Annotated in this window: 16 protein-coding genes; 11 read left to right on the top strand and 5 right to left on the bottom strand. The window is 61.1% G+C overall.

The features are described 5' to 3' along the window. Both BV106_RS27630 and BV106_RS27625 read left to right on the top strand, forming a co-directional pair. Positions 1-214 (top strand): hypothetical protein (locus BV106_RS27630; RefSeq protein ID WP_265596132.1); only part of this gene is annotated, 214 nt, incomplete at its 5' end. Between the two features lie 418 nt (positions 215-632). Then, positions 633-1,082, top strand: a complete 450-nt coding sequence (locus tag BV106_RS27625; RefSeq protein ID WP_265596131.1) for a transposase — start codon at positions 633-635, stop codon at positions 1,080-1,082. A 16-nt stretch (positions 1,083-1,098) separates the two neighbouring features. Here BV106_RS27625 and BV106_RS36350 read toward each other — a convergent pair whose 3' ends face one another. After that, the gene (locus BV106_RS36350) at positions 1,099-1,908 is read right to left on the bottom strand and encodes a hypothetical protein (protein ID WP_265596130.1); all 810 of its coding nucleotides are present in this window, start codon (positions 1,906-1,908) and stop codon (positions 1,099-1,101) included. A 311-nt stretch (positions 1,909-2,219) separates the two neighbouring features. Between BV106_RS36350 and clpB the strand changes: the two genes are divergently transcribed. After that, positions 2,220-4,796: an ATP-dependent chaperone ClpB gene (clpB, locus tag BV106_RS27615; RefSeq protein WP_038170170.1), complete on the top strand. Its 2,577-nt coding sequence runs from the start codon at positions 2,220-2,222 to the stop codon at positions 4,794-4,796. Positions 4,797-4,879: 83 nt separating this feature from the next. Here the strand turns inward: clpB and BV106_RS27610 are convergent, their stop codons facing one another. Next, the gene (locus BV106_RS27610; protein ID WP_051946410.1) at positions 4,880-6,220 is read right to left on the bottom strand and encodes a PQQ-binding-like beta-propeller repeat protein; all 1,341 of its coding nucleotides are present in this window, start codon (positions 6,218-6,220) and stop codon (positions 4,880-4,882) included. Between the two features lie 136 nt (positions 6,221-6,356). Between BV106_RS27610 and BV106_RS27605 the strand changes: the two genes are divergently transcribed. After that, positions 6,357-6,575 carry a metalloregulator ArsR/SmtB family transcription factor gene (locus BV106_RS27605; protein ID WP_265596129.1) on the top strand — a complete coding sequence of 73 codons (219 nt, stop codon included), beginning with the start codon at positions 6,357-6,359 and terminating at the stop codon, positions 6,573-6,575. A 454-nt stretch (positions 6,576-7,029) separates the two neighbouring features. After that, positions 7,030-7,947 (top strand): DKNYY domain-containing protein, encoded by a 918-nt coding sequence (locus tag BV106_RS27600; protein ID WP_038170168.1) that lies wholly within the window; start codon positions 7,030-7,032, stop codon positions 7,945-7,947. A 508-nt stretch (positions 7,948-8,455) separates the two neighbouring features. Here BV106_RS27600 and BV106_RS36345 read toward each other — a convergent pair. Further along, positions 8,456-9,157 carry a PhoU domain-containing protein gene (locus BV106_RS36345; RefSeq protein WP_051946409.1) on the bottom strand — a complete coding sequence of 234 codons (702 nt, stop codon included), beginning with the start codon at positions 9,155-9,157 and terminating at the stop codon, positions 8,456-8,458. A gap of 319 nt (positions 9,158-9,476) precedes the next feature. Between BV106_RS36345 and BV106_RS27590 the strand changes: the two genes are divergently transcribed. From BV106_RS27590 to BV106_RS27575, 4 genes are all read left to right on the top strand, one after another. Then, the gene (locus BV106_RS27590; protein ID WP_265596128.1) at positions 9,477-15,830 is read left to right on the top strand and encodes an MG2 domain-containing protein; all 6,354 of its coding nucleotides are present in this window, start codon (positions 9,477-9,479) and stop codon (positions 15,828-15,830) included. A gap of 136 nt (positions 15,831-15,966) precedes the next feature. Continuing rightward, the gene (locus BV106_RS27585) at positions 15,967-18,552 is read left to right on the top strand and encodes an MG2 domain-containing protein (RefSeq protein WP_038170166.1); all 2,586 of its coding nucleotides are present in this window, start codon (positions 15,967-15,969) and stop codon (positions 18,550-18,552) included. Positions 18,553-18,689: 137 nt separating this feature from the next. Next, the gene (locus BV106_RS27580; protein ID WP_265596127.1) at positions 18,690-19,445 is read left to right on the top strand and encodes a hypothetical protein; all 756 of its coding nucleotides are present in this window, start codon (positions 18,690-18,692) and stop codon (positions 19,443-19,445) included. A gap of 77 nt (positions 19,446-19,522) precedes the next feature. Next, complete coding sequence (locus BV106_RS27575; RefSeq protein WP_038170162.1) at positions 19,523-20,170, top strand: hypothetical protein; 648 nt, start codon at positions 19,523-19,525, stop codon at positions 20,168-20,170. 66 nt (positions 20,171-20,236) lie between these two features. Here BV106_RS27575 and BV106_RS27570 read toward each other — a convergent pair whose 3' ends face one another. Beyond that, entirely contained in the window at positions 20,237-21,271 is a 1,035-nt protein-coding gene (locus tag BV106_RS27570) for a metal-dependent hydrolase (protein WP_038170159.1), read from the bottom strand. Positions 21,272-21,529: 258 nt separating this feature from the next. Here BV106_RS27570 and BV106_RS27565 point away from each other — a divergent pair, with 258 nt between their 5' ends. Together BV106_RS27565 and BV106_RS27560 are read left to right on the top strand one after the other, a co-directional pair. Then, positions 21,530-22,678, top strand: a complete 1,149-nt coding sequence (locus BV106_RS27565) for a hypothetical protein (protein ID WP_038170158.1) — start codon at positions 21,530-21,532, stop codon at positions 22,676-22,678. 82 nt (positions 22,679-22,760) lie between these two features. Further along, positions 22,761-23,210, top strand: coding sequence for a universal stress protein (locus tag BV106_RS27560; RefSeq protein WP_038170155.1), 450 nt, complete (start codon positions 22,761-22,763; stop codon positions 23,208-23,210). Positions 23,211-23,246: 36 nt separating this feature from the next. Here the strand turns inward: BV106_RS27560 and BV106_RS27555 are convergent, their stop codons facing one another. Beyond that, complete coding sequence (locus BV106_RS27555; protein WP_038170154.1) at positions 23,247-23,861, bottom strand: hypothetical protein; 615 nt, start codon at positions 23,859-23,861, stop codon at positions 23,247-23,249. Positions 23,862-23,956: the final 95 nt, after the last annotated feature.

Genomic DNA, 23,956 nt, shown 5'->3' with positions numbered 1-23,956 from the left:
GAGGTATTTCCCGAAACTGGGAGTGCCGGTGGCCCTGACCACCACCCAGTTGATGTATCCGGGGGCGTTTATTTTGCGCGATGCTTTGGAGGCGGTTTTCGATGGGAAGTCCGGTGCTGAAGTGAAGGCTGCGGCCGCCCGGGCCTATGCGGGAAATCAGAAGATCTCCGTAAAAGCGGCAGCAGGTGTGTTTGCGGTGCCCGCTGGAGATTGAAGTGGGACGCTGCGGGTGGGGCGGACGATGTGGGCGGTCAGCGTGTCTGGGTTAGGAGGTGTGACCATCCTTCGCTGCCTGAACCGGATGGCACATCCGGACTACGCCTGCTGAGACACTGTGGGGAAGTTTGAATCTTTTTCGATTGATTGCCACATTTGGCGGGAGACAGTGTTCGACCGCTCATCATCTTCCTTGGCCAATGTCGTACTTCCGGTTCTTCCAATATGATGTTGCGCCGGAAGTCACGCGCAGGCGCTTGCCGCACTGGGAGCAGTCGGCGGTTTGCTACTTCATCACATTCCGAACTGCCGACTCTCTACCCAAGCACATAGCGGAGATGTACCGGGAGAAACGGCTGCGCTGGCTCAGATCCAAGGGAGTGGAGAGGGCCTCGGCCACTTGCAGTTGGCGCGAATTGACATCCAAGCTGGACCCCAATGATTTGAGAGAATACCAGCAGGAGTTTTCCCAGGAGTTCCATCATCTGCTGGATGCAGGCCATGGAGAGTGTGTTTTGCGACAAGATTGTGTCCGGCAGCGTCTACAGGAAGTCTTGCACCACTCGGACGGAAGTCGCTATTTCCTCGGCGACTATGTGATGATGCCCAATCACATTCACTTGCTCGTGCAGATGCATCCAGAAATTTCCATGAAGTCCCAAGTGCAGATTTGGAAGCGGTTTTCCGCCAGAAGCATCAACGCCAGCTTGGGCCGCTCCGGGAGTTTCTGGCAGGGAGAATCGTATGACCGGATCGTTCGAAATTCCACTGAGTTTGAGCACTACCGAAGCTACATCCAGGAGAACCCGACGAAAGCAAACCTGCCGATCTCTCACTACCTTCTCTATCAGAGCAAATGGGCCTGAATACCCCCACAGTGTCTCAGCAGGCGTAGTCCGGATGTGCCATCCGGCTCAGTCGCCGGAGCAATTTCACATCCGCATTCCTTCGAATCAGCTCCGCCCATTTACTCCTCCACCCCCCCCACCATTTCTCCATCAGCCGCGCGGTCTCTGGATCATACTTCTCCAGTTCCTTCCGGTCATACGGGTAAAAGTCATTCCGGCTCCAGTACGCCTCGCTGCATTCGGCGAAGAACTCCTTGTGATTCGTCAGCGCATACGCCTTCCGGATGACCCGGGGGCGATCCTTTCCGGGGCGCATCTCCACCCGATCGTACAGGCCCGCTGCCGTGACCCGCTCAAAGGCGGCCAGGATCTCTGGCTGATCGAACCCCAGGACCAGATCATGATAGGCATGCGCCAGCTCGTGCAGGGCGAAGTTGGGCATGCGATCCAGTTCCTCTTCAAACTGGGGGATGTTGGTAAACTCAATGCCTTTGGCCATGGCGACATCGCGACCGTTGTCCTTCAGCCACCCGGCATTCGGGTGGTACTCGGCCCGTGGTGGCACACCGGGGTAGCCGACGGAAAACCAGAGAGGCACTTCGCGCAGTCGCTTGACCACGGGGGCGGGCAGCTTCCGGTCTATCTCCGTCAATTGAACCTCCAGCAGTCTCAGGGCTTTGGCCGTCTCGGCAGGGTGCTGCTCCGCCAGTCGCGGTTGCACATGAACCTTCCAGCCCGCCACGTCTTTGATCTCCTCGCCTTGGGCCATTCCTCCGCCCCCGGCGATGATCAGCGAGGCAATCGCCCAGAGAGGGTAGCGGAGGAGATGAGTTCTCGTCGACATGGTGCTCAAGATGATCAACAACGTGATTTTTTGGTATTTTCACTCGCCGAATCAGAGGAGGAGTGTCGAATTCTTTGGTCAGGGAGTGTGCTTCCTCCTCGGTTAGGAGTCGAGTGTGTCTAAATGGCGCAATATTATCTGAGTCGAGAATAACCTCATGAGACGTATTGTCCCTATATTGCCGCAAGCTGCCCTCCCGCATTGGCGCGTTATGGTGCTCATGCTCTGTGGATTAAGTTCACGTCGGCGACTTGGGCCAGTTTGTGCGTGTTCCCTATTGAAAGGATTTTCGCTATCTCCTCAATCAATCTATGAACCCTGAACGAATCACTGTTAAACTTCAAGAAGCCCTGGCGTCGTCGCAGTCCATCGCGACCCGCTATGGCCATGCGGAGGTCAAACCCTCCCACATGCTGCTGGCCCTGCTGGAGCAGGACGGCGGCATCACCAAGCCGCTGGTGGACAAGGTGGGGGCCAACTCGGGTGCCCTCGTCTCCGGTGTGGAATCTTTCCTGGCCAAGCAGCCCCGTATTTCTGGCGGCGGCGGGGCGGACCGGCTTTCCGGCGACCTCCGGGAAACTCTGGCCAATGCCGAGAAGGAACAGAAGCACCTCAAGGATGAGTACCTCAGCGTGGAGCACTTCCTCCTCGCCCTCTTCAAGACACGCACCGATATCGAAGGCGTGTTGAAGCAGGCTGGGCTGAGATATGAAACTCTGCTGCAGGCTCTCACTTCCGTGCGCGGTGCCCAGCGGGTGACCGACCAAGATCCGGAAGGCAAGTACCAGACGCTGGAGAAATATGGCACTGATCTCACCGCCCGCGCGCGGCAAGGGAAGATCGACCCCGTGATTGGTCGCGACGATGAAATCCGCCGCGTCATGCAGGTGCTCTCCCGCCGCAGCAAGAACAACCCCGTCCTCATCGGCGAGCCCGGCGTGGGCAAGACTGCCATCGTGGAGGGACTCGCCCGCCGTATTGTCGCGGGTGACGTGCCCGATTCCTTGAAGAACAAGCGTGTCATCAGTATGGACCTGGGCGGCATGCTCGCCGGGGCCAAGTATCGCGGTGAGTTCGAAGAACGCCTCAAGGCCTTCCTCAAGGAGGTCACTTCCAGCGAAGGCGAGATCATCCTCTTTATTGATGAGCTCCACACCATCGTGGGTGCCGGGAAGAGCGAGGGGGCGGTGGATGCCAGCAACCTGCTCAAGCCGCAACTGGCCCGCGGTGAACTCCGCTGCGTCGGGGCCACCACCCTGGACGAGTACCGCAAGTACATTGAAAAGGACGCCGCTCTGGAGCGGCGCTTCCAGCCCGTGTATGTGGGTGAGCCCAGCGTGGAGGACACCATTGCCATCCTGCGCGGCCTGAAGGAGCGCTATGAAGTGCACCATGGTGTACGCATTCAAGACAGCGCCATCGTGGCGGCGGCCACTCTGAGCCATCGGTACATCAGCGACCGGTTCCTGCCGGACAAGGCAGTGGACCTGGTGGACGAGGCCGCCAGCCGGCTGAAGATTGAGCTCGACTCCATGCCCACCGAGATCGACGTCATCGAGCGTGACGTCATGCAGCGGGAGATGGAGCGGCAGGTCCTCAAGAAAGAGACCGACCCCGCCAGCCGCGCCCGTCTGGAAAAGCTGGAGAAGGAAATCGCCGATCTCAAAGAGAAGGGGTCCGGCCTGAAGCTCCAGTGGCAGAAGGAGAAGGAAGTCGTGCAGGCCAGCCGCAAGGTGAAGGAGGAAATCGACCGCCTCCGCACCGAGCAGGAGCAGGCGCAGCGACGTGGTGACTTCGCCCGTGCCGGCGAGATCCAGTACGGCCTCATCCCCGATCTGGAGAAGAAACTCCAGGAGGCGACCCAGGCCCATGCCCAAGGGGCTGCCAAGGGGCAGTTGCTGCGGGAGGAGGTGACGGAGGATGACATCGCCAAGGTGGTCGCCACATGGACGGGCATTCCCGTGAGCCGTCTACAGGAAGGGGAGCGGTCCAAGCTCACCCACATGGAGGACCGTCTGGCCAATCGCGTCATCGGGCAGAAGAGTGCCATCAAGGCGGTCTCGAATGCCGTTCGGCGTGCCCGGGCAGGTCTTCAGGATGAGAACCGCCCGATCGGCAGCTTCCTCTTCCTCGGTCCCACCGGGGTGGGGAAGACGGAATTGAGCAAGGCCCTGGCCGAGTTCCTCTTCGACGATGAGAACGCCATGACCCGCATCGACATGAGCGAGTACATGGAGAAGCACAGCGTGGCCCGACTCATCGGGGCGCCTCCCGGATACGTCGGCTATGAAGAGGGTGGTCAGCTCACGGAGGCGGTCCGCCGTCGGCCGTACAGCGTGATCCTCTTTGACGAGGTGGAGAAAGCCCACCCGGATGTGTTCAACTCCCTCCTCCAGGTGCTGGATGACGGGCGGATCACGGACGGGCAGGGGAGGACCGTGGACTTCCGGAATACGGTCATCATCATGACCAGCAACATCGGCAGTCATGCCATCCAGGAGGAGTCCAACCCCGAACAACGGGAGGCTCTGGTCCGCGATGCGTTGCGCCAGTTCTTCCGTCCGGAGTTCCTCAACCGTATCGATGAGGTCATCATCTTCGACCGGCTCGATGCCCGAGATCTGGGCGAGATCGTCAAGGTGCAGCTCCAGCGGGTGGTCGGCCGCCTGGCTAAGCAGAACATCGGCCTGGTCCTCACGGACGAGGCGGTGCGGAAGATTGCCGACGAAGGTTACGACCCCGTCTTCGGAGCCCGCCCTCTCAAGAGGGCCATTCAGAGACTGGTTCTGGACCCGCTCTCACTCGACATGCTGGACGGGAAGTTCGTCGATGGCGATGTCATCGAGGCCCGGCTGGAGGGCACGAGGATCCAGTTTGTGAAAAAGTGAAGATGTGAATAAGTGAGCAACTAGAGACCCGGCACCCTGTGGGAGCAACTCCCCAAGGTCCGGGTCTTTTTACGTAGCAGGCGTTATTCTGCTGCGAGGGAAACGCAGATCAATTCCTCATCGTTACGCACATAGACGCTGCGATGAGCGAAGGCGGGACAGCTCCAGATCACCTTCCGATTGGCGTGAGGAGTGGTTGGCTCTAGGATCTTCGCTTTGGAGATTTGTGAATATCCTTCGCTATCCAGTTTTGCGGTAATTAACTCACCCATTTCATTGAAGATGATGAAATTACTGTTGGTTTTTATGAGAAAGGCGGTGCTGCTATTTTGGCTCCTTCCGCCGACGGGATCGGTAGTTGTCCACAATCTGCGGCCTGTGAGCAAGTCCACACAACGCAGGTCGCCATCACGGTCGAAGCCGTACATCAAGTTATCCACAACCACTGGGGTGCTGTTCTTGGGTCCCAGGGAATTGTTCGGTTTGCCCTCCCAGTTCAGGGTGGCGGTGGGGCTGTGAGCATCCAGTTTGACGGTCGCACTGATCCCCATGATGCCACCTGCAAAAACGAGGTCGTTGTGAATAAGTGGCATCATGATGCTCATCGCGTACATCGGCTTGAGCGGGACCTGCCAGTAGGGTTTTCCCGTTTTTGGATTAATGCCGTTGAGCGCATCGGCGTGCCACACGATGAGCTGATCCACCCCGCCGGCCTGGGTCAAGTTCACCGGTGAGTAGCCCGGCGCGGAGGCGTCGAGCGATCTCCAGACCTCTGCCCCGGTCTTCTTGTCGAAGGCGACAACGACGCCCTTCTGGGTTCCCAGCAGGGTGATCACCAGGTCATCCACCACCATCGGGTGGCTGGAGTATCCCCAGAAAGGAGCCTCGGCACCGTAGTCTTTGGCGAAGTCCTTGGACCAGATGATTTTCCCGGTTTCTGCGTGAATACAATGGAAGTGGCCCATTGCGCCCAGAGCGTAAGCCCGGTCGCCATCGACGGTGACCGTGCAGCGCGGACCCACTGGATAGCTCACCGAGTAGGGGCAGTCGTACTCGACCACCCACTTCTGTTTGCCGGTAGCAGCGTCGAAGCAGAGGACGCGCTCTTTGCCGGAGAGGTTCTGCCTGGCACCGGCGCTGGGTGTCGGGTCGCCGTCGCTGCGGACGTAGTCCATCACGAAGACGCTGTCACCCGCTACGGAGGGGCCGCTGTAGCCGCCGCTGATCGGAGCGCGCCAGAGGATCTTGGGTCCGCCCTCAGGGAACTTTTCCAGCAGGCCGTTCTCACGCCAGTGGCCGTCACGCTTGGGGCCCATCCACTGCGGCCAGTCATCGGCAAGTGAGAGGGAGGTGAGGCTGAAACACGCGCAGGCCAAGGTGGTGGCCGCTGTTATTCGGCGGGCGATGTGAGAGTAGGGGGGCATGGAAGTGATGAATGAATGTTCGAGGAGCCAATGCTTCTACGAAGCCCGAGTTTGATCTGACTGGTTGTTGGAAGAGGTGGATGAACTTGCTTATTTAGGCATTGGCTTAATTAAGTAAATACTTCATTAATGGGTCATGAACCCGATGGAAGCCTTGGCCGACCCCACCCGACGCCGCATTGTGGAGATCCTGTCGGAAGGGGAGCTCACAGCCGGAGCCATCTGTTCCCGCTTTGAGATAAGCGCCCCGGCCATCTCTCAACACCTGAAGGTGCTGCGGCTGGCTCAACTCGTGACCGTCCGCGCAGAAGGGCAGCGCCGGATTCACGGACTGGATCCCACGGGCATCCGCTAGATCGAGGTCTGGCTCGCTCATATGAAGCGCTTCTGGAACCGCAGCCTGGATGCCTTGGCGGCAGAGCTGCGCAAGCCGGAGGATCCAGTTTAGTTTTAATCACGAAAAGAATGTAATAACCCTGGCTTTAGGTCGCGGAGGGCCGCCCTCGCAGCAGTCGAGCCGACTGCGCTCCCCAGTGCTTTGAAGGGTGTCGTCGGGAACTGGTGAGTCCTCGGTGGTTTGGGAAGTGAGCCGCGTAAACGCGGTACTCCAACCCTGTTTGCGCCGCGGAAGGGACGTGGGATTACCTTGAGGGTTGGAGGGGCTTTTCCCGCTGGGAGGCGGGGAGCTGGTGGTCATGAGCGAGCTGTCCTTAGGCCGCCAGCGCTCCCGCGCTCGACCGAACCATTTCCTGTCACAATGAAATTCCCAGTGACATGAAATCTGCAAATACCCCAACCCCAGCCCCCACATGTCGCCTCGCACGCTCAAACTCCCGCTCCTGCGTTCCGCCGCCGCTTTGACCGTCACCCTTGCCTCCGCCGTCACCTTGGTCGTGTCTGGCGGCTGTGCCCAGGGCAAGCCCTCTGGCTTCTCGGCATCGGGCTATCACGTGCGTGGGGCCAAGGTCTATTACCATGGGGGCTTCGGTATCTCCAGCCCGGTGGAAATCGCCGGGGCCGATGGGGCCTCCTTCCAGAAACTGGACGATGTCGAGCCCGCCTCGTTCTACGGCCGGGACAAGGCCACCGTCTATTATTGTGGGAAGCCCATCCCCGGTGCGGACCCTGCTTCCTTCACCCGCCTGCGCAACACCTATGCGCTGGATGCGAAGCAGGTCTACTACCAGGGCTACGCCATCTCCAAGGATCCGGCCAACTTCAAGCTCCTGGACGAACTCGCGGGCAAGGACAGTCGCCGCGTCTATTGGTGCGGGCACGTCATTTCCGAGGATGCTCCGAACTTCCGCTACATCGGGCACTCCGGTGCGGTGGCTTATCATCGTGACCGGCAGCAGGTGCTGGCCAATGGGATCAAGGTGGATGGAGCCGATCCGGCCACCTTTCGTCTGCTGAGCCATGCCTACAGTCGGGATGCCCGTCGGGTCTATCAGCTCACCAAGTCCGTGCCCGGCGCGGATGCCAACACCTTCCAGGTGATGACCCGCTGGTACACCCGCGATGCCCGGCAGGTGTTTTGGGATGGCAAGCTCATCGCTGGGGCCAATCCGGATACCTTCGTCATTCTCAACGAAGACAGCCATTGCAGCCACGACGGTGTGCGGGCCTACCATTGGAACAACGTCATCCCCGGCGTGAATCCCGCCTCCTTCCCGGTGGGGAAGAAATGCAGGTCGTGCTGGGAGAACCGAATTCTGTTTGAGGAGTGAGTGCGGTGGCCCGCTGCGCGGGAGACGCCAGACAAGAAGACACCAGACGTCAGACTTGATGCTGGCGCATATTTTTATGCGCCCCTTGTGGCTCACTCCATAGGACGTGCGCCTGAGCGGGGCTAGGAACCCCCGCCTCCTGTACCCGTGAACAACCCTCAAGGTCAGGTGGCTGCGGAATACAGGAGGCGGGGTCTCCGGCCCCGCGGTATTGTGGGTGGGCGGAGTGGGAAGGGGATCAAGGGACGGTTGGTGCCTGAGCCGGTTGGCACAACCGGACTACGCCTGTGGCGACCTCTCATGCGAGAGTTCGGGTCTTGTGTATTGCAGTCTGGAGTCTCCGGCCCCGCGGTCTGTGGGGTAGGCGGAGCGGAGAGGGAATCGTGGGACGCTTGGCTGGTGAGCCGGTTGGCACAACCGGACTACGCCTGCGGCGACCTCTTGTGCGAGAGCTCAAGTCTTGAGTCTTGTGTCTTCTCGTCTGGAGTCTCCCGCGAAGTGGGCTCGCTCACTCCATTCCCTCAACACCCTGCCGACGCACGGCCACGAACTCCGGGTTGAACGCGAACTGGGTATCGGTGCCGATGTCGCGGCTGGTGCCGACGATCTGCTCCAGCAGCTTGGCGATGTGCACCAACTCCATGCAGGCGTTGATGGCCTGATCCAGCTCGTAGGGCATGCGGGCAGCCACGGTATCGCCGTACTCCTGGGCGCGGCGGATGAGGCCGGCGTGGGCGATTTCCAGAAAGTTCAGGGACAGGGCTTGATGAGTGACAAACGCCTCCACCACCTGGTGATGAAACTTGCAGCAATCCGTGAAGAGGGCGGCCAGGGCGGGCATCTGGGGGATGGGCTCCCAGTCCAGCAGCTTGCGGGCACGGCGGGCAATGCTGACGGCATGATCCGCGATCCGTTCCAGGTTCACGCTGATCTTGATGGTGGCCACGACGACCCGCAAATCGAGAGCGACGGGTTGGAAGCGCAAGATCACCCGCATGGCCTCGGCGCTCAGCTCGCGCTCCAGGGTGTCGATTTCGTCATCATCGGCGATGGCGCGATTGCAGCGTTCCGCATCCCTCTGAAACAGCCCCGCCTGGGCATTGGCCAGACTGCGCTCCGTGAGAGCAGACATCATCAGGACGTTGTCCCGCAGGGTGCCGAGGTCCCGATTAAACTGGCTGGAAATGTGTCCTTGGGAGGGATCGATCATGTCACCGAACGGTGGGGATTGGGGGTAAGCGGATGCCTGTGGAGACCGGTGTCCGTACTCGCCCCGCTGACGACTGAACCCAACCTCACCAGCCTGTCACTGTGGGGCACCTTCCCTGAGTCCAAAGTGGACTTTTCGTCACATTCGCCCCGTCAGCACGAGGTCGTCGAATTCACTGTCCCGGGTCCATTCGGGAATCTTCTCGCAGGATCAGGCTATTTTCCAAGATTGCCACGATTTCTCCGTCAGGCCTAGTATGAACGCACTGCGGCGTTTTCGCCGTCTGGTGCTCCGTCCTCGCACTTCCCCCTGCTCGCTCATGAAACGCTCTTTCCTGAAACTCCCCTGGTTCGCCACGCTCGCGGCACTCGTGCCGGTGGTGGTGTGGTACTCAGCCTTTTCTCTGGACCTGCTGGGCCAGGGGGCTGGCGGCAAAAGTGATGGCGACCAAGCCAAGCTGCTGGTGCGGGCCGAGAAACTGCTGAGTGAGGGCAATGGGGCGGAGGCGATGAAGCTGCTCCAGCCTCTGTTGGACAGCCCCCCCCAAGAATCCGGTGCCACCGATCAACAGGTGCGTAAGGGCCTTGAGCTTGCGTTTTTGGCTCAGCAGGGGCTGGGCACGGCGGGCACCGGGCTGGATGCGCTGCTGGAAGGCGTGCAAAAGGCTCATCCCCAGAACTGGCGGGTGTTGACCCTTTCCGCCAGCATCCTGGAGCGCAGTGCTCATCAAGGTAGTGTGACAGATGGCAAGTATCAGCGGCAGAACTGGACGGGCAAGAGAGCCGACAGCACAGATCGCGACCGCGTGCAGGGGCTCGTCTGGTTGCGCAAGGCTTCCACCCTGGCCTTGCAGGATGCAGGTGCACCGGCAGCGGAGCGGGTAAACGTACTTTTGACGGAGGCCAATGGGCTTCTCTCCGGCAAGGCCCCCTGGGAACTCCAGAGCCTGACTGACCTGGAGAAACTGCCAGAGGTGGAGATCAATGAAGGTGGACGAGGCCAGATGATGTGGCCAGGCCGAGGTCGGGGGCCGTGGGGGTATGCGGGAGACGACACTGGCTATCCCGTGGATGCCGCAGGCAACCCTGTTTACTTCAAGATCCCCGCCTCCTGGGATGCGGCCACCAGTGACGGCGAGCGCTGGCGTTATCTCCTGAAACTGGCTGCGGAGACAGATCCGGCCTCAGCCCATCTGGCGACGTTCGCCTTTGCAAGTGAGATCCAAAGCTGGCTGGATGTGGATACTCTGCAACGGACCGCCGTCTGGCCGCTGATCGTGAAAAGGAGTGAACAGGACGGCAAAGAAGAGAGTGATCTGCGCCAGGGCATTGTCGATCTCCCCACGCTCAAGCCTGAGGAGACCATCACCAAGCTGGCGACCGGGATTCGCCGGCACACACTTCCTGAAGACTACCGGTTCATACCGATCCTGCGGGAGCTTGGAATGGGCAGCACTGCGAGCGCTCCTCAGGCTTTGATACAACTCGCATTCATCCACGAGAACCGCCAGCAGCGCGAATTGGCAGCGGCAGTGTGGAAAGAGGTCATTGAGCGACATGGCAAAGACCCTCTGGTCAAGGAAGTGGCTGAAGGGCGGCTCAGCCAGATTGAGGGTCATCTGGGCAAGTTGGAAGGCAAGGACACCCTACCAGCCGGGCAGAAGGCCACGGTGGACCTCGTGTTCCGCAATGCCAAACAGGTGAAGCTCACAGCCAGACCTGTGAAGCTGGACGCGCTGCTCGATACCCTGCAGGCAGAGTACAAGGCGCGGGCCAATGGGAAGAAAGAACGGGAACAGAGCCAGTGGACGTGGCTGAACCAGGCGTTTGGCTCCTTGCTCAGCGGGAATGTGCCGGTCCGCCAGTCTGAGGTGGAGAAGTATCTGGGAGAGCCTGCCGCTACGTGGGAGGTGGCGCTGGAGCCCCGCGAGAAGCACGCCGACCGCCGCATCACTCTGGAGACGCCACTGAGCCGGGCAGGTGTGTATTTCCTCGAAGCCACGTTCGAGGGCGGCGGTGTGGCCCATTGTATGGTGGAGCTGGCGGATCTGGTGGTGCTGACCAAGCCCGTCCTCAACGGGGCGGGGGCTCATGGCTTTGTGTTGGATGCAACCACGGGACGCCCGGTCTCGAAGGCCAAAGTGCTGGCCTTCGGATATCGCCACGAGTACCGCAGTGAGGGCAATCGGTCCAAGGAGTACTGGTTCACCCGCGAACAACGCATCACCAGCGGTGCGGAGGGAATCTTCCCGCTCAACATGGATGAGGAGAATCGCTACAACTGGCTCTTGAGAGTGGAGTCTCCGGATGGCGGCTTGGCGGTGATTGGTTTCAACCAGTTCTACCGGCACTACATGGGCCAGAATCCCGATGGCCAGCAGCTCAAGCTCTACATCACCACGGATCGCCCCGCTTATCGCCCCGGACAAAAAGTCTATCTGGCAGGCTGGGCCCGCCGGGCGACCTATGAGGAGGGCAAGAATGGCAATGAGTTCGCCAACCAGCGCTTTGTGGTCCGCATCAACGATCCCCGTGGGGAGAAGTTGCTGGAGCAGCATGTGGTCGCGGATGCGAATGGTGCCATGAGCCTGGACCTTTCCCTGGCCGATACTGCCGGGTTGGGGCGCTACTCAGTGAGCTTCAGCAACCACACCCAGATTGCAGGTCATGCCTTCTTCCAAGTGGAGGAGTACAAGAAGCCCGAGTTCGAGGTCAAAGTGAAAACGCCGGAGAAGCCGGTGCAACTGGGCGAGCCCTTCACCGCCACGGTGGAGGCCAAGTACTACTTCGGCGGGGCGGTGAGCGAGGCCAAGGTGCACTATAAAGTGGAGCGCGTGCGTCATGATGCCTCCTGGTTCCCCGTCACACCCTGGGACTGGCTCTACGGCCCCGGCTACTGGTGGCGGAACAATGACTACGCCTGGCTCCCAGGCTACGCCAGCTGCATCCGCATCTGGCCGCCCTGGTGGGGTGTGCGGTCAGATCCGCCGGAAGTCGTGGCGGAGGCCACGGTGGACATTGGTCCGGATGGCACGGTGAAGATCCCTATCGAAACCTCTCTGGCCAAGGAGCTGCATGGCGATCAGGATCACAAGTACAACATCACCGCGGAGGTGACGGACTCATCCCGTCGCATGATCTCCGGCTCCGGGTCGGTCGTGGCCCCGCGCCAGCCTTATCAGGTGTATGTGTGGACGCATCGTGGATTCTATGATGCCGGTGCGGAGGCCCGTGTCTCGGTGCAAGCCCGTACGCCGGATGGCAGTCCCGTGAATGGCAAGGCGGTGCTAAAGGTTCTAGCCGTCACCTATGAGCCAGGCGGCGCACCGGTGGAGATCGAGAAGTCACGGTTCGAGCTGGTGGCCCGCGATGGCAACCCCGCTGTGCAGGTGCTTCAGTTCCCCCAGACGGGGCACTATCGCCTGGCGGTGGAGTTTGACGACGGCGCAGGGCACAAGGTGGAAGGCACGGCGCACACCACGGTGCGAGGAAAGGACTTTGACGGCAAGGACTTCCGCTTCCCGGATCTGGAGGTGGTGGCGGAGAAGGCGGAGTATGCCCCTGGCGAAGACGCTGCCTTCGTGGTGAACATCGCCCAGGAGGGCGGCAGCATCCTGGTGTTCGAGCGTCCTCAGAATGGCGGTTATCCCAAGCCCCGCGTGGTGACGCTGGCCCAGGGCAAGTCCACCCGCATCACCCTGCCCGTCGGTACGAATGACCAGCCCAATTTCTTTCTGGAGGTGGTGACGGTTCATGGAGCCAAGATCCACACCCAGGTGGTGCAGGTGCCGGTGCCGCCCAGCAAGCGGATTGCTGACGTGAACCTCACCCCTTCCCAGGAGACTTACAAGCCGCAGGCCGATGGCACGGTGCAGATCCAGGTGAAGCATCCCGATGGCACGCCGGTGCAGGGGCCGGTCATCCTGACTGGCTATGACAAGGCGCTGGAGTACATCTCTGGCGGGAGTAACGTGCCGAACGTCCGGGACTTCTTCTGGGGTTGGAAGCGGAGTCACTTTATGACGGGGGTGAGCTCCCTCAATACCGTGAACTCCCGCATCTCCTTGCCAGGGCTCAACTGGGAGCCGGTGGGCGTGTTTGGGAACCGCTACCTTGGCATGAGCACGCGGATGAACTTTGCCGTTGGAGGGAGCGGAGGAGGGTTTGGAGCTGGGGTGGGATTCAAGAATGAGATCAAGCGGAATGGCCGGGCGGACTATGACATGGTGTCTACGGGTGCGGCTCCCATGGCGGCAGCGGCGCCCGCGCCCATGGAGGCTGCCAAGTCCAAGGCGATCACCGCGGACTCGATTGATGGGCTGCTGGCTTCCAATCAATCGGTGGCAGGAGCCGAAGAGGCCACGCCCATGATCCGGCAGGACTTTGCCGATCTGCTGGTGTGGCATGCTGCGGCGACCACGGACTCCCAGGGCAAGGTTTCTCTGCCGGTGCACTTCCCCGACGATCTCACCACTTGGAAGCTCCGCGCTTGGGTCCTGGGCCCAAATACGGAAGTGGGCGAGGCTTCGGTGGAAGTGATCAGTCGCAAGGACCTGCTCGTGCGCATGCAGGCCCCGCGCTTCTTTGTGGAGCGGGATGAGGTGGTGCTCTCCGGCATCGTGCACAATGATCTGAAGGATAAGCAGAACGTGCGTGCGGTCCTCGAACTCGACGGCAAGACGCTCGCCCCGCTGGAGGGGCAGGCCACCGAGCAGCGGTTCGAGATCGCTCCTGGCGGCGAGCACCGGTTTGACTGGCGCGTCAAGGTGATCGCCGAGGGCGAGGCCACGGTTCGCATGAAGGCTCTGGCCGCAGGCGAGAGCGATGCGGTGGAGAAGAAGTTCCCCGTCTATGTGCACGGCATGTTGCGGCAGGACGCCTGGAGCCTGGCCATTCGCCCGGATCAGGGGCAGGGGACCATTGCCTTTGAAGTGCCAGACAAGCGTCGTCCCGCCCAGACACGGTTCGAGGTACGTTACAGCCCCAGCCTGGCTGCCGCCATGGTGGATGCCCTGCCGTTCCTCGTGAGCTATCCGCATGGTTGCACGGAGCAGACGTTGAACCGGTTTGTGCCCACCGTGATCACCCAGAAGGTGCTGTTGGATCTGGGCCTGGATCTCAAAGCCATTCGGGACAAGGGTGTGAACCTGAATGCCCAGGAGCTGGGAGATCCCGTCAAACGCGCCCAGCAGTGGCGGCGCTATCGCAAGAACGATCAGGATCCGGTCTTCGACGAGAAAGTCGTCAAGAAGATGGCCGCGGCCGGCATTGACCGGCTCGAGTCCATGCAGGCCAACGATGGTGGGTGGGGATGGTGGCCCGGGGCGGCTCAGGGTTCCGTGCACCTCACCGCCCAGGTCGTGGATGGCCTGCTCCAGGCCCAGGCTGCGGGAGCCGATGTGCCCGCTGGCATGCTGAGCCGCGGACTGGACTGGCTGGCGCGGCATGAGGAGGAGGAACTGCGCCGCCTGAACCTGCCGGAGAAGGCTGAGGATCACAAGACCCAGGCGGACAATGAAGACGCCCTCGTGCACGCTGCGTTGGTCGCCGGGGATCTCGGAAACAAAGGCATGCGCACGCATCTCTACAACGACCGTCTCACGCTCTCGAAATCGATGCAGGCTCTCGTGGGTCTGGCCTGCGCCACCGTCAAGGAGACGGAGCGGCGGGACATGATCATCCGCAACCTGGAGCAGTTCCAGAAGCAGGATGAGGAGAACCAGACCGCGTGGCTGGACTTCGGCAATGACCATCGCTGGTGGTACTGGTATGATGACGAGACCGAGACTCTCGCCGCCTACCTCAAGCTGCGCCTCATCAAGGACGGCAAGGACCCGGTGGCCTCCCGTCTCGTGAAGTACCTGCTGAACAACCGCAAGCACGGGAACTACTGGAAGAGCACCCGCGACACGGCGGCCGCCATCAGCGCCCTGGCCATGTACATCAAGGCCTCCGGCGAGACCACCCCTGATCTGCTGGTGGAGTTGTGGCTGGATGGCAAGAAGGTCAAAGAGGCCCCCATCAACAAGGACAACCTGTTCTCGTTCGACCACGCCTTTGTGATCGAGGGCGAGGCGCTCACCGCAGGCAAACACCAGCTGGAGATCCGTCGCAAAGGGGCGGGGCCGTTGTACGCCAACGCTTACCTCGCCTGCTTCACCCTGGAGGATCACCTCCGGGCGGCCGGGCTGGAAGTGAAGGTGCAGCGGAACCTCTACAAGCTGGTGCCGGAGAAAACGCAGGATCTGGTGTCGGGCGCCCATGGCCAGGCTCTCAAGCAGCAGGGGTCGCGTTATCGCCGCGAACCCCTGGGACCGGAGGCCACCGTGAAAAGCGGTGACCTGCTGGAAGTGGAACTCATCACGGAGAGCAAGAACGACTACGAGTACCTCATGCTGGAGGACTTCAAGCCCGCTGGCTGCGAGGCCGTGGATCTGCAGAGCGGCTACGTGTGGAGCCAGGGGCTGAACACCTATCGCGAGTTCCGCGATGAGAAGGTGACGCACTACCTGGAGAGGTTGCCTCGCGGGAAGCAATCGCTGACCTACCGCCTCCGTGCTGAAATCCCCGGGAAGTTCAGCGCCCTCCCCAGTGTGATCGAGGGGATGTATGCGCCGGAACTGAAGGGGAATGCGGAAGAGCGGAGTGTGGTGGTAGAAGATACGAAGGATTGAGGCGATCGACCGCTCAGTTTGCCAGGAGTCAGCGCTGGATCGCTGGCTCCTGGCGAGTGGGTGAAAGGCTGAAAAAAATGCCAAGGATTAGGGCGGGTCTCCGTCCTGCTCATTGGACTTTCACCTTTCCCCATCCATGAGCTCCAACGGACGTCGTGCATCCCTGCCCATCGGAACTTGTCGGTGGTTGGGGCTTCTGTTGATGGGGCTTGCCAGTCTGGGGGCTGTGGAACCCTCTGGGCCGGATCCCTCCCAGGCGAAGCAGTTTGAGAAATTGCAGGAGATCATCCGAAAGATCGAGCTGCCTCTCCGTGAGGCTGAAAAGCCAGCCGCGCTCTTGGATGCGTATGAAGCGCAACCCTACGGTGAATTTGCCAAGGTAGGGCTCTGCTATCGGAATGCCGGAGAAATCAGCTTCACGGCAAGACGCGTGGATATGCTGAACCTGACGAGCCTTGTCCGGTACAAGGCGACCCTGCCCCCGGCAACGGAACATAACCGGACAGGCGTATCTCAAACTAGTCATCCGCTGACTGCGATCCTTCAAAGGAGAGCCGGATGGCGGACATGGCTGACCAACATGGAAGGCGAGCTGCTGCTCGATCTGCCAAGGAACGCGGTGAGATGGCAGACATCGCTGCCCCCTGGTCTGCCTTATGAGGGCCGCCGCATGGAGGTAATAACGCCGCTGAAGGAGCCCGGCGTGTACTTTCTGAAAGGGAGGCTGGCCAATGGTGCTGTCACCCAGTGCATCGTGGACATCTCTGGACTGGTGCTCCTGGCGAAAATGTCGGCGGATCCAGCGGGCGGTTATGGCTATGGGTATGTCCTGGATGCAAGAACAGGGCATCCCGTGCCTGATGCGAAAGTGCGATGGGCTGGCATCCGTAAACTCGATGCCGAGGAAGCCAGAGCGACGGCCAAGTCATATCGGCAGGTGGAGTTTCCCCTCCCGGTGGGGGCGGATGGCAGCTTTCCACTGGAACTGACGCACTTGCAGGATAGTTCGCTGATGTTGGAGGCTTGGACTCCCGATGGCCGTATGACGTTAGGCGGGCACTGGATGTTGGATCGCTTGTGCAGGCCTGAAGTTCCCGAGCCGATCTCTCGAAGAGACTATTTCCTCGCCTCTGATCGCTCCTGCTATCGGCCAGGTGATCAGGTCCAAGTGGCGGTCTGGTCCCGGTCGCCAAGTGAATCGGGCAAGGAAGTTGAGGTCAAGCTGTACAATGCCAGGTCGCAACCCATCGCGAGGGCGGTCACGACCATGAATGAGCATGGGATGTCTCATCTGACGTTGGACGTGCCTCAGGGTTTGGCAGTAGGGGAATATCACCTGAGTTCAGCGGACTGTTTTGCCAGCGTGCCGCTGATGATTGCCCAAGGTCGCACCGCTGACGAGATCCCGAGGATCAAGATCCATGCCCCCACCCAGGTAGTGGGCCCGGAGGTGGCATTTCCTCTAACCTTCCAGCTGGAGGATCCGCATCAGGAGCGGGGGATAGACACCGTGATCGAGTGTCAGGTGGACATGCTGCCCTCCGAGGTCATAGCCGACAACACCGGTTGGGACTGGCTCTACGGCAAAAATCATCTGACGAATCGTGTGCAGCACTTCAGTGACCTGGGCTGGCCATGGCCTTCCTACGAGCATCCCACCATCGTGGCTCGACGGCAGTTGACCACGGACGCGGAGGGGAAAGCCGCATTCGACTTTGCCTTGGCCTCTTGGTATCAGGCCCGGGCGGAGCTTGGGCAGAAAGACTATCGAGTGACGGCTTATGCGGTGCGCCAGGGGCAGGTAGTCACGATGGCCACGGTGGTGATCAAAGGGCCTCTCTTTGTATCTAGGGAGATAACGGTGGAAGAGGGAATTCGGGTGACCATGGACAAGCCGCACTATCGAGCCGGGGAGGTTGCCCAGTTGAAGATCGAGACCTTGCCGGGAGGTCCCTTGCTGTTGTACGACCGGATTGAAAGAGGGCGGTATGCTCGTGCGAAGTTGCTGGAGGTGGATGCCGGGGGCCGGACCACTTGCCTGGTGAGTGTCAGACAGGAGAATGTGCCGGAAAGAATGGTGGAGATCGTAGGGGTGCGTCGTTCCAGATGCTTCACCTCGCTCGTCCGCATCCCTGTGCTCCCGGAGCGGGAACTGGCGATCGTTGATCTGGGTATTGCAAGGAGCCCTGCGGGTGAGCGGGCCGTCACCTTGAAGGCCGTGCGTGCGGACGGGCAGCCTCTGCCATCCGCCCGGGTGGTGATGAGTGCCTATCTGGCGGATTTGGAGCCCTCTCCGCCATCTCCACCGGCGCACGATTTTCGGAGGTTCCTGGTCTCCGCGCTTCCTGTGGACTACCGCCCCTGGACACCGAACTCCATCGGGGAAATCAATGTGGACCCGGAGCCCTGGGGTTACGACAGAGTGTTGTCACCCCTCCAAACGAAAGCGAACTACCGGAAGCATACGACCGCCTGCGGGGCTCATGAGCCCCATCGGATGCCGGAGGAGTTCGTCCAGAAGTTGCTCGCGCAATCCATACCGTGGCCTGACCGGGGCCAGGATGCTGGTCAGTATCTTTGGGAGACCTCGCTGACCACTTCCGAGGAGGGGGTGCTCCAGGTGCCCTTGCGTGTCCCTGCGAATCTTCCAGATGAAAAAGTGCGCGTGAGAGCGTGGGTGCGAGGCAATAGCGGGGAGTTCGGTCAGGCAATGATCGAGTAGCGGGGCGTTGGGGGTGGTGCTCGAACCCTGCCTGATGCGGTGAAGTTCGGAATCTCATTGCCGCCAATTTGTTCCAGAGCTATGAAGAGGGCCGAAAGAAAGCGAAGGCTTTTCCCGTCCGCTCACTCATCGCTCCCATGAAATTTCGTCTCCGCCCTACACGTCTCGCCTTCGTTTACGGCATGGCCTTGGCCGGAGGGCTCTCCAGTTGCATTGGCCTGCAAAGTCCCAGTGGACAAGGACCGCAGTGGGCAGCGCGCATGAAGGCCAACTCGGAAGCAAAACGGGCCCAGCAGGAGCAAGCTCAGGCGGGAGGTACCGGAGCCGTGGCAGGCCAGGTCGCCGTCGGTCCAGATGGCACCCCTCTCCCTGGTCAGCCAGCCCTCCCTCCTGGATCTGCTGGGGCAGGGGCATATGCGGCACAATCCGGTCCGTCTCAAGACTCGGGCGGCTCGGGTTTCTTTGGGAAGCTCAATGAGGGGGATGCCCCCGGCATTCCTCAGCGTCCTAAATACGATCAGGGTTCACGCCGCCAGCCCATCACCGAAGGGGCAACGACCCTGCTGAGGCAGGAGGTGGCCCCGATGGACCCCGTGCATTTTGACAAGAAGACAGGATATCCCATCCGGCAGACGCAAACGGGCTATGAGTCCCTGCCACTCCCTCGGGATGGGGCGATGGTGGGTGCTCAGATGCCGGCTGCGCCCATCACTCCCGCCCCGGCGGCCGCGGTGCCCATGGATCCCAAGGACATCCAGACCGGCACCCGGAGCACCACCTTTGGGCGGGTGCGCAGCCCATATCCTCCCTACCTGGAGCTGGACTCCTCCGGTGTGCTGCCCGGTTCCCTGGCGAGAGATCCCGCTACGGGCAAGGTTTTCCGCATTCCTTAGAAACCAGGGGAGGCGGCGAATTGCGATCCTCTGGTAGATTGAGTTATTTTTGATCTGCTACGTCCAACCTCTCAACCATGGATTTTCCCCCTCTGCAAAGTTTGCAAGCCGCCGGTCTGTCAGCGCTGCTCCTGATGACCGGGATCGGCTGCGTCTACGATCCCTACGACTACGGCTACTACGAGCCGCCATCGTACATGGTGGATCCGGGGCCACAGGGAGGCCCCCCTCCCAGTCGCTACAACCAGCAGCCGCGGCACGGCTCCCGCCGTTATTATGACGAAGGGTACCAGTATGGGGACCGCTATGAGCACTCCCCCCGGAGCTCCCGACGCCGGGATAACTACTACAACTATGGCCCACGTGGACCACGTCAGGGAGGACGGAACGAGTACTTGAATGACGAACGGGACGGGGATTGGGATGACGAGCGACGGAGCGAGGCTGATGAGCGCCAGCGTTCCTCTGATGAAACCCAGGAACGGACTCCGGCAGAGCCCCAGCCTCAGCCCAGGCTGAGGGATGACGTAGTGCCCTCAGGTCCCAAGCCGGACACGGGCACGCCCAAGGCGGACCCCAAAGACATCAAGACGGCCACCCGGGCCAAGACCCCTGGACGTGTGAAGAGTCCTTATCCTCCCTACACGGAACTGGACGTCTCCGGTCTCAATCCCGGCTCCCTGGCCAAGGATCCCACGACTGGGAAGGTGTTCAGGATTCCGTGAGGGGGAAGAGTTAAGAGTTATGGGATCTTCTCCTGACTCATAACATCTAACTCTTAACCCCTAACTCTATTTCCAAATCATCCCCCACAGCCGCTTCACGGCCCCAGGTTCCATTTCTGTGAACTGTTGCCATTCCACCCGGGCTTCGGGGTGGCCTGGTTGCAGGCGAATGCCCCAAAGGGGGCGGATGTCGTCGGGAAGAGATGCGTAGCGGAGGTCACCCAGCACCTCAGGGTGCTGAGGATGCACGCCGACCCAATCGTCTGAGAAATGGAAGAATCTCCCAATGTCCTTGGCTTGGGCGGAGTCTGGCTGCAGGCCGAACGCTGCCGCCGCTGCGGCCGGGTTGGTGAAGGCGGGATAGTGGGTGGGGGAGGGCGTGAGGATCTCCACGGCACCCAGACCAGTGCGGACGGCCAGCACCCTGACACCATCCGGATCCCGGACCAGGGCCCGCCACACGATGGTGTTCGCGATGGAGGGCTTGACGGTGATCTGAACCGGGGAACCCGATGCATTCCCCGACTGTGCGAGCCATTGCTGGACGGCTGCGATGGCCCGGTGCTGCTGGATGATGGCCAGCCCCAGATAGAGGCTCACCCACACCAGTCCCACGGCAGCGTACTTCTTCACTGAGGGCGTGGTTAGTGCTTGAACCGTCAGTACCAGGAGCGGCAGAGTCAGCAGGGGATCCACCACCGCCACCCAGTCCAGCGAGACGCGGGCGTCGGAAAAGGGCCACCACACCCGGGTGCCATAGCTGGTCCAGAGATCACAAAAAATGTGGCTGAGTCCTGCCAGCCATGCGGGGATCAGGAGGGGGATCAGGGAGATGCTGCGTCGGGCGATCACTCGATAGATCAGCCAGGCGATGCCTGCCGCCAGCGCGGCGATCACGGGTGAAAATGCCAGGCTGTGGGTGAAGTGCCGATGGTACTCTATGAAAAAGAGCGGGTCCGCGGCATTGCGCAGGAAGACGTCCGTGTCCGGCAGGAGCCCCGCCGCCAGCCCGGCCAGGGCCACCTGGCCCTTGGGAGTGTCACGACGTGCGACCACCAGGGCGGTGGCCATGCCAAGAAAGGAGTGGGTGAGGGGATCCATAGGGCAGGCTGGACGGGGTGTCGCGCGTGGCGCAACACCCGGGGGGCTTGAACTCTGGAAGCAGATTACGCCTTTGCCATCAGTGAAGTGGGAGATTTCGCAGTGGGCGTGCCACCAGCGCACAGGTGTCGCGCGATCTTCAGACAACCCCGCATGCCCTTGAAGATGAAACGGTCAGATCTTGATCGCCGCGCCCCCTGTGGTAAAATCCAGTCATCCGCCCCAGAAAACCCCGGGCTTTGCATGTCCCCCCCTTTCATGCATCTCCTATCAGGCTGCCGCACCCTCCTGCGTTGGAGAGGTTGCTCCGTGATCGCGGCGGTCGGGTTGGCCGGCGTCGTGCTGCCGGGACTCGCCGCAGCGGAACTCCCCGCACCGACCGGCGTGATGGCGTCGTCCGCCGTGCCGCCTACGCCGCCGCCACTCACCCTTCTGCGGCCGGATGCCCCGGCCTCCACGCCCGCCGTCGTTCCCGTTCCGGCTGCTCCGCTCACGCCATTTGAGCGCAACCTGCAGCGCGTGTTTGCCAACGACAATGAGGCTGACATCCGGGTGGTCTTCGGCTACGACAATTCGGCAGACATCCGGCACGTGAACGACCCCTTCCGTGCGGAGCACTTCATGGACTACCTGAAGAAGGCGGGGTATAAGCCGGTGGAGCCGACCGAGGAGAAGCGTGAGCAACTGGGCGTGACGGCTGATGCGCGGAACCTGCGTCTGTTCGAGGGGCTCGGCACCAACGGACGTCGGCTCAACATTGCCATGATCTGGAGCGCCCGGACCACCAGCTTTGCCCGCAACATTGGGGCCGAGTATCTGGAGCAGGTGAAGTACAGTGAGGAGGCGCTGAAGTTTATGCAAAAGGCGGCCTCAGAGGCTGAGGTGATGCTCTATGTGGGGCACTCCCGCGAAGGCGGCGGCCCGGATACGTTCCCGCCCGAGATCAAGCCGGATGGGGTGAAGTACCTCCACCGAGTGGACTACACGCCGTACCGGAACACGCGTCCCGGGCTGGCCTCCCTGTCATCCTCCCTTTCCAAATCCAAGGACAAGCCCTACATCGTGAGCTGGGCCTCGTGCAAATCGGACGTGCATTTCGCCGGGTGGTTCAAAAAGGTGCTGGCTCAAAAGGAGCATGACACCAGCCTGATCATGTCCACCCGCTTCACGACCTTCCACCCGTGGATCGCGGAAATTGCCGACAATGACGAAGGTCTCATGGCCACCGTTTGCTTGTTGGAGGCCTTCCAGTTCAATCCCTCTCAGGAGGCCTTTGAGCGTCGGTTGAAGCTCTGTGAGATCGAAGCCGAGCGCATCTCTGGCAAGCCAGCCTGGCGGGTGAGTTCGGTTCCTGCCGCTGTGCCTGCGCCAGCGAGTACTGCCCCCACGACGGTGGCAGAGAAATAACACGCGGGCGGGATGCCGCCCGTGGCTTGAAAATACCAAGGGATGAAACAAACGCCCGGATCTCCAGGCGGTCAGAGACTTTATGAAAACCATCGTCGCACTCGTGGACTTCTCGGATCTGACGTTCAAGATCCTCAAGCAGGCTCACAAACTGGCGCACGCCTTTGGCAGTCACGTCATTGTGGTGCATGTGGTCCCCAAGGAATCGACGGTGGTGGGCATCGGGGTGGCGTCTCCCACGATCCTGCGAGAACCCACGGAAGAGGAAATAGCAACAGACCGCGAGAAGCTGGACGCTTTGGGTGAATCCCTCACCAAGTTTGGCGTGCAGACCAGCACCAAACAACTGCACGGGGCTACGGTGGAGTCCATCGTGGCGGAGGCCTCGCAGCACAACGCCGACCTCATCCTGATGGGAACTCACGGGCACGGGGCGTTGTACAACTTCCTCGTCGGCACTGCCACGACGGAGGTGCTGAAGAAAGCCCCTTGCCCAGTGCTCATCGTCCCCTCCACGGCCAAAGATGGGTAAGGGGGATGTTGGGTCTCGATCCCGTGTCTTGGGTCGTCAGTGCCTCGGGGCTATCTTTGATCCCGTCCGATTGATGATCCGGACCTTGTGCCAGTCGGAGGTCGATTCGCCGGTCCAGACCGGGGCTTTCTCCTTGGCGCCAAAAAGGCTCTTCTGCCGTTCATCTGTCAGGGGTGCGGAGCGATAGGCGGCCCTGATTTCCATCAAGCGCGTTTCGTCGGCTTGCATGGGAAAGGGCAGCACCCACTCGTTGAGCAAGTCCACATTCACGAGCAGGTCATCTCCGGCCGCCAGCGTCAGCACCTTGGGGATGCCCATGCCTCCGGTGTAGCTGTAGCCCGTGTGAGCATGGAATACCTTGTCAGGAGCACTGGCATCCCGGAACTCGATCGACATCGCATCATCGCCCTCTGGGCAATAGGGACGCCACAGCGTCAATGCCTGCTGGGTGGTGTTGGAGATCTTGAGGTGGAAATGGGTGTGCGGCTTGAAGAGAATGATTTCCAGGAGGCTCGCATCTACAGATGCGGCGGACAGGCCGTGAGAATCATGAAGGGTCACGGCAATGGCGCTGGTTGGCGCAGGCTCTGCGGCGTGGGCCAGCCAAGTGGCGCAGACCAATGCGGCCAGGGTGGTGAAAGCGGCTTTCATGACTTCGTTTTAGGGCTTCACGGGCACGGTTGGGTTACCTTGGAAGTTTCCCTGAATGAATCGGTCCTGCAGGCCTGAGCATCTCCTGGTCCTGA

The sequence above is a fragment of the Verrucomicrobium sp. BvORR106 genome (assembly GCF_000739655.1).
In the GTDB taxonomy this organism is placed as follows: domain Bacteria; phylum Verrucomicrobiota; class Verrucomicrobiia; order Verrucomicrobiales; family Verrucomicrobiaceae; genus Verrucomicrobium.
This window is presented reverse-complemented; position numbering and strand designations above follow the sequence as displayed.

What these genes read in the sequence shown, in the direction of transcription:
- BV106_RS27575 (WP_038170162.1), top strand. Translation starts at nt 19,523, where the DNA reads ATGGATTTTCCCCCTCTGCAAAGTTTGCAAGCCGCCGGTCTGTCAGCG.
- BV106_RS36350 (WP_265596130.1), bottom strand. Translation starts at nt 1,908, where the DNA reads ATGTCGACGAGAACTCATCTCCTCCGCTACCCTCTCTGGGCGATTGCC.
- BV106_RS27610 (WP_051946410.1), bottom strand. Translation starts at nt 6,220, where the DNA reads ATGCCCCCCTACTCTCACATCGCCCGCCGAATAACAGCGGCCACCACC.
- BV106_RS27560 (WP_038170155.1), top strand. Translation starts at nt 22,761, where the DNA reads ATGAAAACCATCGTCGCACTCGTGGACTTCTCGGATCTGACGTTCAAG.
- BV106_RS27555 (WP_038170154.1), bottom strand. Translation starts at nt 23,861, where the DNA reads ATGAAAGCCGCTTTCACCACCCTGGCCGCATTGGTCTGCGCCACTTGG.
- BV106_RS36345 (WP_051946409.1), bottom strand. Translation starts at nt 9,157, where the DNA reads ATGATCGATCCCTCCCAAGGACACATTTCCAGCCAGTTTAATCGGGAC.
- BV106_RS27565 (WP_038170158.1), top strand. Translation starts at nt 21,530, where the DNA reads ATGCATCTCCTATCAGGCTGCCGCACCCTCCTGCGTTGGAGAGGTTGC.
- BV106_RS27580 (WP_265596127.1), top strand. Translation starts at nt 18,690, where the DNA reads ATGAAATTTCGTCTCCGCCCTACACGTCTCGCCTTCGTTTACGGCATG.
- BV106_RS27600 (WP_038170168.1), top strand. Translation starts at nt 7,030, where the DNA reads ATGTCGCCTCGCACGCTCAAACTCCCGCTCCTGCGTTCCGCCGCCGCT.
- BV106_RS27570 (WP_038170159.1), bottom strand. Translation starts at nt 21,271, where the DNA reads ATGGATCCCCTCACCCACTCCTTTCTTGGCATGGCCACCGCCCTGGTG.
- BV106_RS27590 (WP_265596128.1), top strand. Translation starts at nt 9,477, where the DNA reads ATGAAACGCTCTTTCCTGAAACTCCCCTGGTTCGCCACGCTCGCGGCA.
- BV106_RS27605 (WP_265596129.1), top strand. Translation starts at nt 6,357, where the DNA reads ATGAACCCGATGGAAGCCTTGGCCGACCCCACCCGACGCCGCATTGTG.
- clpB (WP_038170170.1), top strand. Translation starts at nt 2,220, where the DNA reads ATGAACCCTGAACGAATCACTGTTAAACTTCAAGAAGCCCTGGCGTCG.
- BV106_RS27585 (WP_038170166.1), top strand. Translation starts at nt 15,967, where the DNA reads ATGAGCTCCAACGGACGTCGTGCATCCCTGCCCATCGGAACTTGTCGG.